The sequence below is a fragment of the Paenisporosarcina sp. P4_B8 genome, from assembly GCF_056402175.1.
Genome location: NZ_JBFUHX010000018.1, coordinates 48,895 through 65,216 on the forward strand (window position 1 = coordinate 48,895; position 16,322 = coordinate 65,216).

17 protein-coding genes are annotated in these 16,322 nt (G+C 37.7%); 9 read left to right on the plus strand and 8 right to left on the minus strand.

Going from position 1 to position 16,322, the window contains the following annotated elements:
- Positions 1 to 44: 44 nt before the first annotated feature.
- A complete protein-coding gene (locus AC1DSK_RS14760) occupies positions 45 to 950 on the minus strand; it encodes an LCP family glycopolymer transferase (RefSeq protein ID WP_477546413.1) in 906 nt (301 codons plus the stop codon).
- A gap of 211 nt (positions 951 to 1,161) precedes the next feature.
- Here AC1DSK_RS14760 and AC1DSK_RS14765 point away from each other — a divergent pair, with 211 nt between their 5' ends.
- Positions 1,162 to 1,434: an excalibur calcium-binding domain-containing protein gene (locus AC1DSK_RS14765; RefSeq protein WP_477546414.1), complete on the plus strand. Its 273-nt coding sequence runs from the start codon at positions 1,162 to 1,164 to the stop codon at positions 1,432 to 1,434.
- Between the two features lie 61 nt (positions 1,435 to 1,495).
- Here AC1DSK_RS14765 and AC1DSK_RS14770 read toward each other — a convergent pair whose 3' ends face one another.
- Complete coding sequence (locus AC1DSK_RS14770) at positions 1,496 to 2,371, minus strand: SDR family oxidoreductase (protein ID WP_477546415.1); 876 nt, start codon at positions 2,369 to 2,371, stop codon at positions 1,496 to 1,498.
- Positions 2,372 to 2,728: 357 nt separating this feature from the next.
- On the opposite strand from AC1DSK_RS14770, the gene AC1DSK_RS14775 reads away from it, so the two are divergent.
- A complete protein-coding gene (locus tag AC1DSK_RS14775) occupies positions 2,729 to 3,451 on the plus strand; it encodes a gamma-glutamyl-gamma-aminobutyrate hydrolase family protein (protein WP_477546416.1) in 723 nt (240 codons plus the stop codon).
- A gap of 86 nt (positions 3,452 to 3,537) precedes the next feature.
- On the opposite strand, the gene AC1DSK_RS14780 is transcribed toward AC1DSK_RS14775, so the two are convergent.
- On the minus strand, positions 3,538 to 5,037 hold the full coding sequence (locus tag AC1DSK_RS14780; protein WP_477546417.1) for a UDP-N-acetylmuramoyl-L-alanyl-D-glutamate--2,6-diaminopimelate ligase: 1,500 nt from the start codon (positions 5,035 to 5,037) through the stop codon (positions 3,538 to 3,540).
- A 256-nt stretch (positions 5,038 to 5,293) separates the two neighbouring features.
- Here AC1DSK_RS14780 and AC1DSK_RS14785 point away from each other — a divergent pair, with 256 nt between their 5' ends.
- Positions 5,294 to 6,253 carry an NAD-dependent epimerase/dehydratase family protein gene (locus AC1DSK_RS14785; RefSeq protein WP_477546418.1) on the plus strand — a complete coding sequence of 320 codons (960 nt, stop codon included), beginning with the start codon at positions 5,294 to 5,296 and terminating at the stop codon, positions 6,251 to 6,253.
- 584 nt (positions 6,254 to 6,837) lie between these two features.
- Here the strand turns inward: AC1DSK_RS14785 and AC1DSK_RS14790 are convergent.
- Both AC1DSK_RS14790 and AC1DSK_RS14795 read right to left on the minus strand, forming a co-directional pair.
- The gene (locus tag AC1DSK_RS14790; protein WP_477546419.1) at positions 6,838 to 7,050 is read right to left on the minus strand and encodes a hypothetical protein; all 213 of its coding nucleotides are present in this window, start codon (positions 7,048 to 7,050) and stop codon (positions 6,838 to 6,840) included.
- A gap of 15 nt (positions 7,051 to 7,065) precedes the next feature.
- Positions 7,066 to 7,221, minus strand: a complete 156-nt coding sequence (locus AC1DSK_RS14795; protein WP_477598335.1) for a nitroreductase family protein — start codon at positions 7,219 to 7,221, stop codon at positions 7,066 to 7,068.
- 67 nt (positions 7,222 to 7,288) lie between these two features.
- On the opposite strand from AC1DSK_RS14795, the gene AC1DSK_RS14800 reads away from it, so the two are divergent.
- The 3 genes from AC1DSK_RS14800 (at position 7,289) to AC1DSK_RS14810 (ending at position 10,701) form a co-directional block, all read left to right on the plus strand.
- A complete protein-coding gene (locus AC1DSK_RS14800) occupies positions 7,289 to 8,119 on the plus strand; it encodes an STAS domain-containing protein (RefSeq protein ID WP_477546421.1) in 831 nt (276 codons plus the stop codon).
- A gap of 141 nt (positions 8,120 to 8,260) precedes the next feature.
- On the plus strand, positions 8,261 to 9,550 hold the full coding sequence (locus tag AC1DSK_RS14805; protein ID WP_477546422.1) for a YflT domain-containing protein: 1,290 nt from the start codon (positions 8,261 to 8,263) through the stop codon (positions 9,548 to 9,550).
- A gap of 584 nt (positions 9,551 to 10,134) precedes the next feature.
- The gene (locus AC1DSK_RS14810; protein ID WP_477598337.1) at positions 10,135 to 10,701 is read left to right on the plus strand and encodes a C40 family peptidase; all 567 of its coding nucleotides are present in this window, start codon (positions 10,135 to 10,137) and stop codon (positions 10,699 to 10,701) included.
- A gap of 151 nt (positions 10,702 to 10,852) precedes the next feature.
- On the opposite strand, the gene AC1DSK_RS14815 is transcribed toward AC1DSK_RS14810, so the two are convergent.
- Positions 10,853 to 11,407: a biotin transporter BioY gene (locus AC1DSK_RS14815; RefSeq protein ID WP_477546424.1), complete on the minus strand. Its 555-nt coding sequence runs from the start codon at positions 11,405 to 11,407 to the stop codon at positions 10,853 to 10,855.
- A gap of 367 nt (positions 11,408 to 11,774) precedes the next feature.
- Between AC1DSK_RS14815 and AC1DSK_RS14820 the strand changes: the two genes are divergently transcribed.
- From AC1DSK_RS14820 to AC1DSK_RS14830, 3 genes are all read left to right on the plus strand, one after another.
- Entirely contained in the window at positions 11,775 to 12,209 is a 435-nt protein-coding gene (locus tag AC1DSK_RS14820; RefSeq protein ID WP_477546425.1) for a MarR family winged helix-turn-helix transcriptional regulator, read from the plus strand.
- A 7-nt stretch (positions 12,210 to 12,216) separates the two neighbouring features.
- The gene (locus AC1DSK_RS14825; RefSeq protein WP_477546426.1) at positions 12,217 to 13,785 is read left to right on the plus strand and encodes an MDR family MFS transporter; all 1,569 of its coding nucleotides are present in this window, start codon (positions 12,217 to 12,219) and stop codon (positions 13,783 to 13,785) included.
- 430 nt (positions 13,786 to 14,215) lie between these two features.
- Positions 14,216 to 15,136: a DMT family transporter gene (locus AC1DSK_RS14830; RefSeq protein ID WP_477546427.1), complete on the plus strand. Its 921-nt coding sequence runs from the start codon at positions 14,216 to 14,218 to the stop codon at positions 15,134 to 15,136.
- A gap of 184 nt (positions 15,137 to 15,320) precedes the next feature.
- Here the strand turns inward: AC1DSK_RS14830 and AC1DSK_RS14835 are convergent, their stop codons facing one another.
- Together AC1DSK_RS14835 and AC1DSK_RS14840 are read right to left on the minus strand one after the other, a co-directional pair.
- Positions 15,321 to 15,548 (minus strand): hypothetical protein, encoded by a 228-nt coding sequence (locus AC1DSK_RS14835; protein WP_477546428.1) that lies wholly within the window; start codon positions 15,546 to 15,548, stop codon positions 15,321 to 15,323.
- Between the two features lie 58 nt (positions 15,549 to 15,606).
- Positions 15,607 to 16,161, minus strand: coding sequence for a helix-turn-helix domain-containing protein (locus AC1DSK_RS14840; RefSeq protein WP_477546429.1), 555 nt, complete (start codon positions 16,159 to 16,161; stop codon positions 15,607 to 15,609).
- Positions 16,162 to 16,322: the final 161 nt, after the last annotated feature.

Below are 16,322 nucleotides of genomic sequence, written 5' to 3' on the forward strand. Positions count from 1 at the left end.
AGTAATCATACATAAAAGCTTCTTCAATTTTGAATGGAGCTTTTTCAATCTTTCAATTCTAAATGTGTCTGCAATTGCAGCTGTATCTTTTCAAGTTCATGTGTATCTAACACGTAATACCAGACACCATCCGAAATTTGCCCATGCCCTTCTTGTAAAGAAAGTGATTCCAGATGACTAAAAGCCTCTTTATAATCTTTAAAAATTTTCTTCATTTCATCAAACGTTAAATTCGTGTGCACATTGTCGCCTGCAACGGCTAACAATTCTTTATATTTCCAAACACTATTGAAAGATTTCAGTTTGTTGAAAATAGCATTAAGTACGATTTTTTGACGTTCTTGTCTGCCGAAATCCCCATTTGGGTCATCATATCTCATTCGAACGAATGCCAATGCTTGTTCACCTTGCAAATGAATGGGACCAAGTTGATACTTAAAATCATCCACTTCAAAAGCTAAATTGTTTTCTACGTCTACCCCCTCAACGGCATCAACTAAACCGATAAATCCTTCCATATTAATCGAAACTGTGTAATCTATAGGAATCTGCATTAAATTTTCAACGGTTGCTTTGACCATTTCTACACCACCAAAAGCATAGGAGTGATTAATTTTATCTTCTTTGTTCAATCCAATCAATGTTGTATAGGTATCTCGGGGGATGCTAATGATTTTCGTCGTATTATCAGTTGGATTTACGGTGACTACAATCATTGTATCCGCTCGTCCTCTGTCGGCTTCTCTCTCATCCACTCCTAATAACAGAAAAGAAAGAGGGGGCTTCTCTTCAATTAGTATAGGCGTAGATCGGAAAGTAGACTCAGGAAATTTTAAGGGTTCGTGCATTTGTTCAACTGTGGATTCAACAGTTGAATAGACATGATAAATTGCAAATCCTGTAACCAGAAATAAGAAACTAACGATAGTGATAAGCTTATGACTCAACATCCATTTCACTTGTATTTGAACACCTCTCTTCACAATATATCCAGCAATAGTGGCAATTAGAAGTGAGTGTATCGATTTTAATAGTGATGAAAAAATTTAAAGGGAGATTAGTAAAGCACACTTGATAAAAACAAATAAATTAGATTTTCTGGACAAATAGTCTATTTTTAATGTATGATATTGGTAATTAAGTAGTGTTGGAGGAATATTAATGAAAAAGAGAATAACTAGTCTTCTTCTTTCTGTTGCATTAATCGGAGGAATGGTAGGACATACACAAGTGGAAGCAGCTCCTAAGGTGACAGTAAAGGAATATAGTAACTGCAAAGAAATTAATAAGATTTATCCAGGTGGGATTGCACGGTCATCAACAGTGAAAAATAAAGGTGGGGCAACTAAGTACAAGCCTTTCGTTAATCAGAAATTGTATGATTTAAATGATAAGAGTGATCGTGACAGAGACCTGATTGCTTGCGAACGTTAAACAAATAACCATAAGAAAAAGCACATCTATGATGATGTGCTTTTTCTTTTTTTATGATTTTCTACGAAGTAACGAAGTCTCCACCATTTACATGTATCGTTTGTCCGATCATGTAGCTTGAGTCAGAAGATGCTAAGAAAACGTAAGCCGGAGCATTCTCTGCAGGTTGTCCACGTCTTGCCATTGGTGTGTCGTCTCCCGCCTTGGCTACTTCTTCTTTGCCAAATGTTGCAGGAATCAAAGGGGTCCAAATCGGTCCTGGCGCTACTGCATTCACTCGAATACCTTTATCGACCAAGTTCAGTGCCAGGGAGCGGGTGAATGTAGTGATGGCACCTTTTGTGGACGAGTAATCGATTAAATGTGGCGATCCTCTGTAAGCAGTAACTGAAGACGTGTTGATAATGGTGTCCCCTTTCGATAAATGGGGAAGTGCTGCCTGAGATAAGTAAAACATCGAGAAGATATTTGTTGAAAATGTTTCTTGCAATTGGTCTGGAGTGATTTTCAAGAAGTCTTCTGTAGGAAATTGCTTACCAGCATTATTCACCAATATATTTAGCTGACCAAATTCTGCAATCACCTGGTCAATGGCGTCATGGCAATTTTCATCATCACTCAAATCAGTTGCAATTTTCATCCCTCTACCGCCATATCCTTCAACCAGCTTCACCGTTTTTTCAGCATCATCATGCTCGTCTAAATAGGCGATAGCAATATTCGCACCTTCTTTGGCATAAGCCACGGCAATCGCACGACCGATACCACTATCTCCACCTGTAATGAGTGCCACTTTTCCAGTCAGTTTGCCAGATCCTTTATAATCTTTATCGTCGTAAATCGGTTCGGGATTCATTTTTGATTCAATTCCGGGTTGGTGATCTTGGGTTTGACCTTTAATTTCTTCGTGAATTTTTTCGTATTTATCTTTTGCCATGATACGCCTCCTCAAAAATTATGATATAAAAATTATTCCCTTCACAGGCTGATTCAAACGTGAAAAAACGTTTCCTTTATGACAACGTTTGATTCATTCAAGTTTCTTAATAGTGATTGCTGCGTTTACGATGATCTCATCACTTTCGATATCAGTCTGTAAGTCTACATAAGTAGAAGATGATGTTTGATTTCTTATTGTCAATTTACTATTAGATTCTAATGTAAGAATGACTAAACCAGTTTTAAAGGGGGGATATCCTTCAGATGACATTTGGAATATTTAGTTACGTTTTTCCTGAATCTAAGAGGGTAGATAAAGGAATAAGAACTTTTTTAAATAGAACGGAGAATATACATGAAACCAATTGTTGGAATTACCGCAGAAATTAAAGAGGGAGGAGGATATTTCATGCCCTGCATTTATCCAGATGCTGTGACACAGGCAGGTGGAATTCCTTTAGTGATTCCTCTTATTCCGGGAGGAGATATCGATGCACTTTGTGAACAAATTGATGCACTGTTTGTAACAGGAGGGGAAGATATCGATCCTTCTTATTATGATCAAGATCCTCATGTGCATTTAGGGAAAATCGCTCCACGTTTGGACGCGATGGAGCATGCGTTAGCGCAAAAAATGTTGGAGCTTGATAAACCATATATCGGTGTATGCCGCGGTTTACACATGTTAAACGTTGCAACAGGAGGTTCTCTCTACCAAAGTATTCACTCTCAAAGAGAAGAAGCAGTAATGCAACATAAACAACAAGCAGAGCGTACTCATCGTTCTCATCAAGTGAAAGTAGACAAAGATAGTCGAATGTTTGAAATGCTTAAAGAAGAAGAGTTCAGAGTGAATTCTTTCCACCATCAAGCCTGTCATGAAGTACATAAACCGCTAAAAGTTGTAGCTCGTGCTAAAGATGGCATCATTGAAGGAGTGGAAAGTACGGAGCATTCCTTCGTTTTTGGTTTCCAATGGCATCCAGAGGAATTTGCAAAAGCTGGAGATGAACCGTCTAAACGAGTCTTTAAGGCATATATTGACGCAGCGATTAAACGAAAAGAAAAGAATAACTAAACCAAAAAGAACTGCCGGCTTATTGGCAGTTCTTTTTTAGTTTCATTTAAGAAACAAAAAACCTGTAGGCGCGTGGCCAACAAGTTTTATACGCTCAATTTTGTATTGTAAAAATAATTGTGAATAATTTCTTCATCCGAATGGGGAATATATTCGCCTTTTACAATTTGAGAGCCGTTTATACATCCACTCGTCAGTAAAACAATATCACCAGGTTCACTCGCTTCCAACGCTTTCATAACGCCCTCATGTCTTGAAGGAGCGGTCAAAACTTCTTGTAAATATGGTTCGGTAAAACCCTTCAGGACAGCGTCAACAACATTCCAAGGATCATTATAGCCAGGATGATCAACTGTGACAATCAACGCATCTGCTTTTCCTTCTGCTGTTTTTGCCATTTTGGGCATCTTAGAGAAATCTCTAATGCCTATTCCAGTAATTAAAGTGATTAATCGGTTATGAGGCAATTTTTTTACAGCCTGCATAATCGCTTCTAATGCAACTGGTGTATGTGCATAATCCAAAACGATTGTTCTATTTTCAGGTCCGTGAATAACTTGGAAGCGGCCATCTACTTGTTGCATCTTGGGGAGGACTTGCAATATTTCCTGTAGGGAGACATTCGCAAATAAAGCAGCACCAATCGCGGAAACTAAATTACCTACATTATATTCCCCGTAGATGGGGACATTAATACGATACGTCTGGTCTTCATAAATTAAATCGAAAGACATTCCATCAAGATGATGCTGTATGTTTGTCCATACTAAATCTGCATTGGATTCCACATTACTGGAATATGTCATTAAAGATCCTTGTACGGCTTGAATAATGTCTTGACTCATCCCGGCATCGTCCAAATTAATAACACTTGCTTTCGCCTGTGTAAACAATCGAAGCTTGCACATCTTATAATGTTCGAACGTTTTATGATATTCCATGTGCTCTTCAGAAATATTTGTATGGATTGCCACATCAAATTCAAATCCACTTACTCGATGCTGATCTAATGCAATCGAAGACACTTCCATGGATGCCGCTTTGTCCCCATGGTTCACAAGCTCAGTGAAAATAGCTTGTACATCCGATGACATCGGGGTGGTAGGCGTGCTTTTTTTGAGATGAAGTTGTTCATCTGAAGTGAAAATGCCATTCGTACCGAGCATCCCACAAGGCAAACCGAGTAAATTTAATAAGTTTCTTACATATGAAGCAACTGTTGTTTTTCCATTCGTACCGGTAACACCGACTTTGAATAATTTATCTGAGACATAAAGATTAAATTCAATCGCTATAAAAGCCAAGGCTTCCCGTGAATCATGCACTAATACAAAAGATAATAGGGGATGGGAAGAAGCATAAGATTCGAAGGTACTTTTGTCTGAACCCACGATAGTGGTAGCGCCGTTTTGAATTGCTTCATCTATGTATAAGTGACCGTCGGTTTCTTCTCCTATAATGCAAAAAAAGGCATACTGATTTTGTACATCTCTTGAATCGTACACAATCCCAGCCGTTAGCTGCATAGACGGTCCATATACGTGGAGCGCTTTTATTTGAGGAAGTTGAGTCCATTGAATATCCATGAAATGCTCCTTTATCTTCAATAAGATTAGGTTAGTGTAACATTGCACGCATTGAATCTATAGCACGGTTCGACAAAATGCGAGTATTTTCCCACACGGTTTGCTACTCCATACCCTATATCTTTTTCTCATCTAACTAAAACGTCCTATGTCGTATTTAGTATGCTTTAAAAACAAGAAGCAATGCTTTAACTAAAATTTTTAAAGGTTTTTTTTAATATGCGAAGAAATTGTAAGAAGTAGAGGAGATGGGAAAATGAAAATTTTAGTACTTGGTGGAACTTCTTTTGTTGGACGTCACTTAGTGGAAGTGGCAGTCAAAAACGGACATGAAGTGGTATTGTTTAACCGGGGAAAAACAAATCCTGAGGTTTTCAAACAGTTAAGGCATATTCAAGGAGATCGGCGGAAAGATGCGGAGAAGTTAGGCGAAGAAGAGTGGGATGCAGTCTTAGATACATGTGCTTATTCTCCTCAAGACCTGCATCCAATGATAAGCGTATTGAAAAATAAAACAAATCATTATATGTTCATTTCGACCATTTCGGTTTATGACGATTACAAAAAAGGCAGACCTAATGAGTCAAGTTCTACTTTTGCACAAAAAATCGAGTCAGATGAAGTGACTGGTGAAACTTACGGACCATTAAAAGTTATGTGCGAAAAATTAATCAACGAAACCTTTAAGGACCGTGCTTTGATTATTCGTCCATGTATCGTTGTAGGTCCGCATGATCCTACAGACCGATTCACGTACTATGCGAAAAGGTTAATGGAAAATGGGAAAGTTGCTTTACCCGGTGGGAATGAACCTCATCGCATGGTCCAATGGATTGATGTAAGGGATATGGCTAGTTGGATTGTGCAAATGATTGAAAATGGGACAACCGGTACATTTAATGCAGCTTCAAATCCACTTTCAATGGAAAAATTCATTGACAGTATAACGACAGCTACAATTGAAAAACAATGGATTCCTGACGCCGTTTTGGAATCAACGGACTTGGGTTCCCGAAGATATCCTTTTTGGGTATCCATTTCACAAGACTATCCCGAAGGTTTTATCATTGTTGAAAATCAACGAGCCATCGACAAAGGGCTGACCATTAGACCTTTAGCCACGACTGCACAGGATACAAGACAATGGGCAATAAATCGAGAGTTAAAGGCGGGGCCGACAATTGAACAAGAGCAGTCGCTTCTCAAAAACAAGTAGTAGATTAGACATAAGAAACCTTTGAGAAGTGCAAAAAAATAGTGTATACTTAAATCAGAAAGACTAGGTGTGTCAGCACCTAGTCAACAATCGCTAATGTACAAAATAGCGGTTGATCCAGATTAATTCAGAAAAAGCCGTCTCGCCTAATCAGTGGGGACGGCTATTTCTTTTTAGCGAAGAAAATGACTAATGATACAACGATTGAAAAGCCCCCGATCATTACAGTTGCAAGCTGCATAAGCAAACTCATCGATTCAAAACTTGTCATAGGCATCACCTCCATTCCCTGGAAGTGATCATCCGCTACCTGTCATCTACAATTGTTCCTTTTATTATAACATAAACAGAATATATGTTCGTATTTTTGTTGAAAAAAAGAACATAATTTTGGCAATGCCATTTTTTGCTGTTAACTTTCATTAACGAGGTGTTTTACATTTTTCAGGGAACTTCATTTCTTTAATAGAGGGAATCTCAAAAGGATTGATTGAATGTCCTTATGAATCAGAAATTTTATTTCCAAATAAAACCTTGTTTTTTTAGGAAATCGGGTCCAGTTGGTCGTCTTTTGATTTGAACCTCTAGTAGTGTACAAATACAATAGCCGCTATAGCCAAATTTTGTGCGAAAATTGCAACATCTGTTGTTCCGACGATTACATTTTCTGTTGTATCCGCTACAATAGTAGTATCATTAATTACACCAGCAATATGAAGTCTCTTAAAATCATCACAACAAACAAATACAGCTCCAGCTGTTTCCATTTGTGTCGGTTTTTTTGATAATTGCCCCAATTTGTTCTTGATAACTTAGTCCGTTATCCAAATAACACTATAAGCTTGTACAATATGAGAACTCGCTGCATGTTGAGCAACTGAAATAAGTTCAAAAACTTCTTCTTTTGACAATTTCTTGTTTTTATATGTACGAATTGAGGTTTGAGAAGAAAGTAAATCCAAGACCAACCGAAATCATCTCCTTTCTACATATCGTCACAGGAAGGATTCTAAAATGTGAAGGAGTGCCCTCAGCATGCACAGGAATATGGATCTTTATAAATACTTAATAACAAAAGCCGAAAAATTAACTGATGACTGGTACAAATCGATTGATCAATCTACTGCAGTAGGTGTATATGCATCTAAAGATGAAAAAGATATTAATCGTTTAAAATCTCAAAATTATAGTTTTCATGAACATTTAATTCAGGTTTTTTTGGAAGATGAACATGAATTCTTTAAATCTTTTGAAGTGTGGTTAAACGAAATTGTTACCGATACTGGTCATCAATCTACACCCACTCATATAATTTTGCAGGAATTCCTCAATGTACAAAGACAATATCTTAGTATGATTGAGAGTTTCGAAAGAGAGAATGAAGGAACTTATACAAAAGAACAAATTTACTCATGGAATCATATTATTCTAAAAGCGTTCAGTAGGGTTATGACTAGATTTGTAGAAGATCACGATCAGCTATCTTTGCGAAGGCTAAAAAGTCAGCAGGAATTGATTAATGACTTGAGTGCTCCGGTGATTAAATTACATCAAGATGTTGGTTTACTTCCTGTAGTGGGTGAAATCGATACGCAACGAGCTAAATATTTGTTGGAAAATACATTGATGGAATGCACGAAAAAATGCATTACTCATTTGTATGTTGATTTATCAGGTGTAAATGTAATTGATACAATGGTAGCCATGCAAATTTTCCAATTAATAGATGCATTGAAGATTGTCGGAGTTAAGACTACATTATCCGGTGTTCGACCAGAAATCGCTTTGACAGCAGTTCATCTTGGTTTGAACTTCAAAGACATCCATATAACTGGAAATCTATCTCAGGCATTACAAATGAAATAGACTAAGAAAAACCTGTGCTCAGCTGAGCACAGGTTTTTTTGTGCAATCATATTACAGTCTGATTAAAAGTTTTCAAAAGTGTTTAACTTTAATAAAGCGTTGGGTAGATAGAATGTAAATCAAAAAATAGGAGGTAACCCCATGAACTTTGAATCAAATCGTAAAATTGAAGTTGCTCGTACAGAAGATGAAATGTATGAAAAATTAGAACAACTAAAAGAACAAGGTTATTCCGAGAGTGATATACATGTCATTTCAAAAGATCATGCACACATGAGTACATTAAATCGCTATTCTGAAGTTTCGACGCATGAAGCGGGTACATTCATGGATAAATTCAAATCATGGTTTACGGGAGAAGATTCCGTTAAAGAAGGTCTGAGGAAATTAGATTTAAATGAAGCAGAAACTGATCGCTATTCAAAAGATGTTGCTAGTGGTGGGTTTTTACTGTATACCGATGCATCGCTAAACGATAGTGTCACAGATTCTCACCAGAATGAGTTTGAAGAAGGCTATGATACGTTTGGATCAACTGGAAACAGTTATGAATCTTATCATGGGGAAGAGCGGGCAGTTCAACCAATTGAACCAGGTTTCGAAGAAAAGATTCATAACGAAGCGACAAGTCAGTCAAATGAGTTTACCTCTTCAGCACGTACAAACTTTGTTGAATCAAGATTCAATGAAACAGATAAAAATCTTACTGGAGATTCCACAACCTTTGGTGCAGAAGAACCGCGAAGCGAAATGACTTTTGACAGTGGTAAAAATCCTCAAAGCGAATATGATGAAGAACAGGGGTTTGAACCGTCAACAAATGATTTTGTAAATGAGACTGATGGTCGTTTCGACGAACCTAAAGATCGTTTTGCTCGAGGAGAAACTTTCGCTACGGATCCATATTTGGCCAGAGAAGAAGACCATATTGGTCATTCAATGCAGGAAGATAGAATGGTTCGGGAGAATTGCACGAATATTCAGGATGCGATTTCGAATGAACAACAGACAGATGGATTCCAATCTCCCGGTGCAGACCCTAATTTAGGACCTGCAGCATTTGGTAGTGAACTAAATAATGTTAAATCCACTGAGGAAATGAAACACGATTTTAATAGGGACCCTCGAACGGAAGAAAAACGAGTTTTTGGGACTGAGTATACAGCAGGTAAACATAACGAACCAACTAATCAATTTGAAGAAAAAGCTTTAAATGAGTACAACACATCCGAAGAGCCAGAGTATAGAGAAACTGGTTACGAAAATGAAGGACATGGCAATGCATTTGCATTCGACACGAATTCTACTGAGAATGAAATTCCCTCAGGTGGYGTCGATGAAGATGAAGATGTTACAACGGATCAATATGAGGAACGCTTAGATAGAGATAAATATCTTCGCGAAGTTCCCCCAAACAGCAAATTATTTTAATAAATGGTAGCCATGCTGCCCATACTATTGCTATAAGATGACCTCCTTATAGATAAACCCCTTACAGAATTCAGCGGCTGTAAGGGGTTTTGTGCGTTTAGAATATTGGCGATAATACCGTGAAAATCCGTCATAAAAACGATGTTTCCAACAAGTCCGCCTAAGTTGACTTTCATAGGGGAATGGGAAAATATATTTTCTTCTGTTGAGAATGGATTAAAAACTGTTTAATAGTCACTGGAATTACTTGAAGAGTAATAGTCAATAGAAAATCGGTGTACTTTCAAATGATTTGTCGATGAAAGATGGAGTAATTAAGTCGATTTTGAGTGGATATACAGACAATCATATAGTTTCTGAGAAACTGAGAAATTGTGTGAAGCGCTATTGGCAATTGTCCTTTCTACCTGTAAATGACAATAGTCTCCAAATATTTCCCGGGCAATAACAAATCACGAGAGTAATTACTGACAAAATTATTCTTAATACGAGTTGTTTCTATAATATAAATTATATTGACTGAATTTTCGTATTTTAATATGATGAGTATAAGATTTTCAGAAATTAGATGGGGGATAGAGATAGTGAAGAAAAAAATAATAATAATTTGTCTAATGTTATCGACTATCAGTTTAACTTTAAGTCCGATTGTAGAGGCATACAGCACAACAAAAACACACACTTCAACAATGGCACAATTAAAAAAATCCTCCATTTTTAAGAAAAAAACTCAAACAGTTGAGCCGATTGCCAGACCAGTTTCTTTAACTGGACAAGCTGTATATGCAAATATTGCTGCGATCGCTCCTAACTTTGTCGGAACGCCATATGTTTTCGGTGGGAAAACACCTGCTGGCTTTGATTGTAGTGGCTTTATTCATTACGTTCATCAGTTTGCGGGGCTGGATATACTTCGGATGAGTAGTGAAGATTATTTCAAACTATCATCCAAAGTGAATGTACCAGAAGTGGGTGATTTAGTATTTTTTAAAGATACATACAAAGAAGGAATTTCCCATATGGGCATTTATATGGGAGAAAATACATTTGTTCATGCCGGATCAAAAGGTGTAGAAATCACAAAACTTGATAATCCGTATTGGCAACTACACTTTGTCGCGTTTAAACGTTTTAATGTTGTAACGGACTAAATGAAAACAAGCACCGGAGTGAGTATCTCCAGTGCTTGTTTTAACTTTCTGTTATGTAAAATAATTCCTTGAGAATCGAAAACTCGATGGGCGTAAATAACCCGTATCTACAAAGCGCTTTTTTAGATACGGGTTAATTAATTGTCTTCGCTTATGAGATTGTAGCTGGTAATAGCTTCGCAGATGTTAGACGTTTACGAACTAGAATCCCTGTAGTTGCAGCAAGTATTGCTTTAATTATTCCCACCAGAATAAATGGAGTTACACCGCCAGTTAAAGCTGCAGTCCAACTTAGTTCAGCGACGAATTTCAACCAAACAGCACCAAATGAAAGAGTAATAATCATCGCAATGATATTTGCGATGACAGCATTTTTGACTGTAAATCCGAATCGCTCCAGTAGCCAGCCTATAAAGAAGGCTGCTGGAATGAATCCAATTATATAGCCTCCAGTAGGACCGAAAACTACTCCGATCCCTGATGACATTTCACTAAATACAGGTAATCCTGCAATTCCCAACATTATATAGACTAAGACGGACAATACCCCATAACGCTTGCCTAAAATGGTAGCCGCCAGTCCAATAGCAAGGGTTTGCCCAGTAATTGGAACGAGTGGAAGGGGAATAGTTATTTGTGCCATAATCCCAATGATTGCTGCAAATAGAGCGGTAACAATTAACATCTTCAGGTGTTCGTTTCTCATATGTATAACCTCTTTTCATTAAGTGAACTATTTTTTTGTTTTAGTTAACACAAATAGTATCATAATGATATACTGCTATTTCGTCAATACTTGCTTAATCCATACGCCTAATAATAAATTGACAACATTAGCTCAATATTTGAAAATTGGGCAATGATGCATTGGGTGATTGTCTTGTTACCGCTAAGATTTATCAGTTCTACTTTACTCACTCCATTTGACAGGTTTCTGTTTAATGGATTTTTTTTGTGTGCACAATTTTGACTTTTATTTTGGAAAGCAATACAATTTGACAACTGTCATTTCCAAGCTTACTATACTAAAGTAGTTAAGTTACTAAACTATTTAATGTTGAAGGAGTTTTTCCATGAACGATCGCAAAGAAATAATTCAGGAGTTTGTCCGATCTTTCCGCTATTTAATAAGAAGTACTAGACAAGATTTTGCGGTCGAATTTGAAGGATATATACCATTTAATGAATTTACGGTTCTACGTGCATTGGAAGAAGATCGTACACTTCGTGTGTCCGATGTGGCACGAAGATTGAATTCTACCAATAGTTATGTCACATTAACGAGTGATAAATTGGTGCAAAAAGGATACCTCATTCGCGAACGCAATGATGCAGATCGACGTACGGTTTATTTGACTTTGACTGATGAAGGATTAACGCTCGTGAAGAAAATGGATGAAATTATTTATGTATATTTCAGTAAAACGTTTGGCGATATTTCAAATGAAGAAATGATCTCAGTCATGAATATCCTTCATAAAATTAAGCCATACGAGAGAAAGGTTTGATTTCTACTTGGAACATTTAAAACAAAAAGAAAAAGTAACTATTATGATTGCGATTATTGGGGCACTATTTTTTGCAGCAGTTAACCAAACAATCGTCAGCAATGCTTTGCCAAAAATCATTTCTGATTTAGGTGGTTTGAATTATTACAGTTGGGTATTTACCAGCTTTATGTTAACGAGTGCTATTATGACAGTCGTTGCTGGTAAACTTTCGGATATCTATGGAAGAAAGCCGTTTTTTCTAATCGGTATTTTAATATTCTCTGTTGGCGCATTTTTGTGTGGCACATCCGCTTATATTGAACAGTTGATCATTTATCGTGCCATCCAGGGTGTGGGTGCAGGCCTTATTATTCCTACAGCCTTTGCGGCAGTGGGAGATTTGTTTGCCCCTCGAGAACGTGGAAAATGGCAAGGTATTATGAGTTCTGTATTTGGTATATCCAGTGTTCTTGGACCAACTATTGGCGGATATATTGTCGATAACCTAGACTGGCGATGGGTATTTTGGGTGTTCTTGCCACTAGGTATTGTCGCTTTTGTATTGATATTAAGGCTGTTCCCTAAAACAGAAAGACGCCAAAATGAGACCATTGACTATTTAGGCACTTTCTTCCTTACCGGAACATTGGTTCCGATGTTGCTTGCATTTTCATGGGCTGGTTCTAAATATGATTGGTCATCAGACATCATCTTGTCGTTATTCGCAGGATCGATTGTTTCCTTGGGGTTGTTTATTTGGGCTGAAAACCGAGCGAAGAGTCCAATATTGCCTTTGCACTTGTTTAAATATGCCAATTTTACATTCTCAAATATTATTGGCTTTGCGGTAGGAATAGGCATGTTCGGTGGTCTCATGTATGTACCTTATTTCGTTCAAGGCGTACTAGGATATTCCGCAACACATTCCAGCTTCATTTCGATGACCATGACTCTTGGTTTAGTCGGAGCGAGTGCATGGGGTGGACAATTGATTACAAAAACAGGGAAATATAAGCGACAAGCCACTTTTGGTCTGGCGGTTTCTGTCGTTGGTCTTTTATTATTGTCCCAAATGGACATGGACATTTCCCAGTGGCTACTTGTGCTTTACTTAATTTTGGTGGGCTTTGGTATCGGAATGGGCTTGACCGTATTTACTATGACTGTTCAAAATTCCGTTGGATCTGAATATTTGGGTGTAGCAACAGCATCTACTCAACTCTTCCGATCCCTAGGAGGAACAGTTGGTGTGGCAGTTCTCGGAACAGTATTGAATACATCGATGAAAGATAAAATGGCTTCATTCGATTCAAGCAAAGTACCTGAAGCTGCAAGAGAAACATTAAGCAAATTCCAAAATCCCAATTTATTATTGGATCATACACAAATCGAGTCCATTCGGGCACAGCTACCTGAACAAATGTTGCCATTATTTAATGATTTAATGTTGCACTTACAACAATCATTAACATTTGCTTTATCAAATGTATTTTTAGTAGCGGCAATTGTCATGGCGATCGCTACACTTTTGACATTTACCATTAAAGAAGTTCCTCTGCGCAGTCAAAAGCAAAAACCTAATTTAGAAGAATAAGTCATAATTCATGATAAAACCAGACGATAGAGTATCCATGTGGATGCTCTTTTTTGGGATAATAAGAGTGAGTAAATTTTTATAAGTATTATATGGAAGAATCGATTTTAGGGCAAAGCAGTTGTGTGGCAAAGTATGTTGTAATAGACAACAATAAGATATCGAGAAATAAATCATTTACTTTAGTCAATTAAAGGATTAAGATGGTTGTTCTATTGTTTTTAAGCTACAATCAACATGCTAAATTATTTAAGGGGTATCTAAAATTATAGAATTGCTATGTCTAGCTCCAAGCGCTGCTCGCACCTTTGCTTCAAACCCTCAGGCGAAAGCAGGCTGTCGCAAAGGGAACCTTTCCTGCGCCGGCGTCGAGCTAAAGTAGCGCTTTACGCTTTTCCTAGAAACGAAGAAATGGTGAGGTGAAAACCACGTGAAACAATGGAAAATCTATGGCATACTCGTTTTCGTTATGTTCATATGGGGCTTTAATTTGCCTGCCGTAAAATATTTAGTTAGCGAAGTGCGTCCTGTAACAATGACTGCCTTTCGCATTTTTTTAGCCAGTTTAACCGTATTTTCGATTTTAGCGGTACTTCGCATCGTCAGAAAACCGACAAAACAAGAATGGAAATTCATTGTCCTTGGTGCACTTCTTAATGTTGTGTGCCACCATTACTTTTTGTCGATCGGACTGACCATGACGACAAGTTCGAATGCCGGTTTAATTCTTGGCACAGGTCCAGTACTAACCGCTGTATTAGTGTCAATGATTATGAGGATCTATCCCTCTAGATTGCAATGGGTAGGAGTAATACTCGGATTGTTCGGAGTCAGCGCAACAGTACTAGCTGCAGGAGAAGGAACCTCTGGGTTATCTTTTGGTGACGTATTCGTGTTCCTAGCCATATTGACACAGGTTTTCAGTTACTTGGTTATCAGTAAAGCTGCAAAAACACTGGATCCCCGATTGCTTACAGCTTACATGTTCTTAATCGGATCATTCGTATTGTTCTTGATCAGTTTGTTCCAGGAACCTGGGGAAATTCGAGCATTTTTAGAAGTTCCACCGATGTTTTGGGTAGCATTCTTTGGAAGTGGCATGATTGGAACTGCAGTTGGACATATGCTATATAACTATTCAGTAGGAAAGGCCGGCCCTTCTAAAGCAGCCATTTTCATGAATTTGAATACATTGTTCACCTTGGTGGGTTCGTCTGTATTTCTTAATGAAACCATCACAAGTCGTCATATTTACGGACTCGTTTTGATTGTCGCAGGCGTAATATTGGGCTCTGGTGCTGCTGAAGATATGTGGCGAAAATATAAATTGAAAAAGTCCCTCTCAGAGTGAGAAGGAATTAATGAGGGTCTTCCGAATTAGTGGAAGGCTCTTTTTTGATGGACTGCGAATAGAAAGTGTGGAAGCGCGAATAGAAAGGGAGAAACCGCGAATAGTCGTTCCGATAACGCGAATAGAACAGTCCCGAACCACGAATAGAAAATATGAAAAAAAAACCACTCCCAATTGGAAGTGGTCAGTAAGCGCCTTTATTCATTCGATCGGCAACTTGGTATGCGTCGTACATTCCCCATATCCAAACAAGCGGGAAAGTGATGAAGCCAATCAATACGAACATTAATAATGAGTTGATTAGTTGAACGCCAATCAAGATTAAGCCTTTCATGATTTGGCCGTTATATATTTGCCCGACGCCGGTCCAAAAGAAACTTAATACGGCGGCAATGCCTGGGTTTTTTAGCATGAATTATTCCTCCTTTTGAATCCGATACATTAGTATACGAATGGCAGGCGAAAAAGATTCAAAAAGGATGAGTCATGGCCCAAATTGCCGTTGCTATTTGTGGACTGACATTTTCAAAACGATGAGGCAGATTGCTGTTGAAGTAAATACTGTCCCCTTCAAAAAGTTCATATACTTCTCCATCGACCTCTACACGAATTTGCCCTGACAATAAATACCCACATTCTTCCCCCGTGTGAAACATCAAGGGATTTTCTGATTGTTCACCTGGTTCTAAAATCAATTTAAAAAAGTTGATTTGTTTGCCTTGAGCAGGTGACAAGTGTTGATATGTAACATTCGGACGCAGTTGCTTCATTTCAGGCTGTTCATTTTTACGTAGAACTGTAACGATTTCTTGCTCGTCTTCTACAAAGAATGTGAAGACAGGAACTTTTAAGCAATGACTCATTTTCCACAATGTATCAAGTGAAGGCGATACTTGTCCACGTTCTATTTGAGATATCATACTTTGGCTGACCCCAGCTTTTTTCGCTAAATCATCCGCAGTAAATCCTTGCGATTTTCTTAAATACCTTATTCTTTTACCAACTTCCTCTTTTGGAAAGTCCATGTTCTCAACCCCCATTCAGTTACTTAATGACGCATTTTATCTCTTATCTATCATTTTACACAATATGCTAATAAATGGGTTGAATAAATATTAATAATTCTTAATTAATAATTATTTATTGTTATAAAAAAAGTGGATAATTAATAATCCAATGTTGTCTT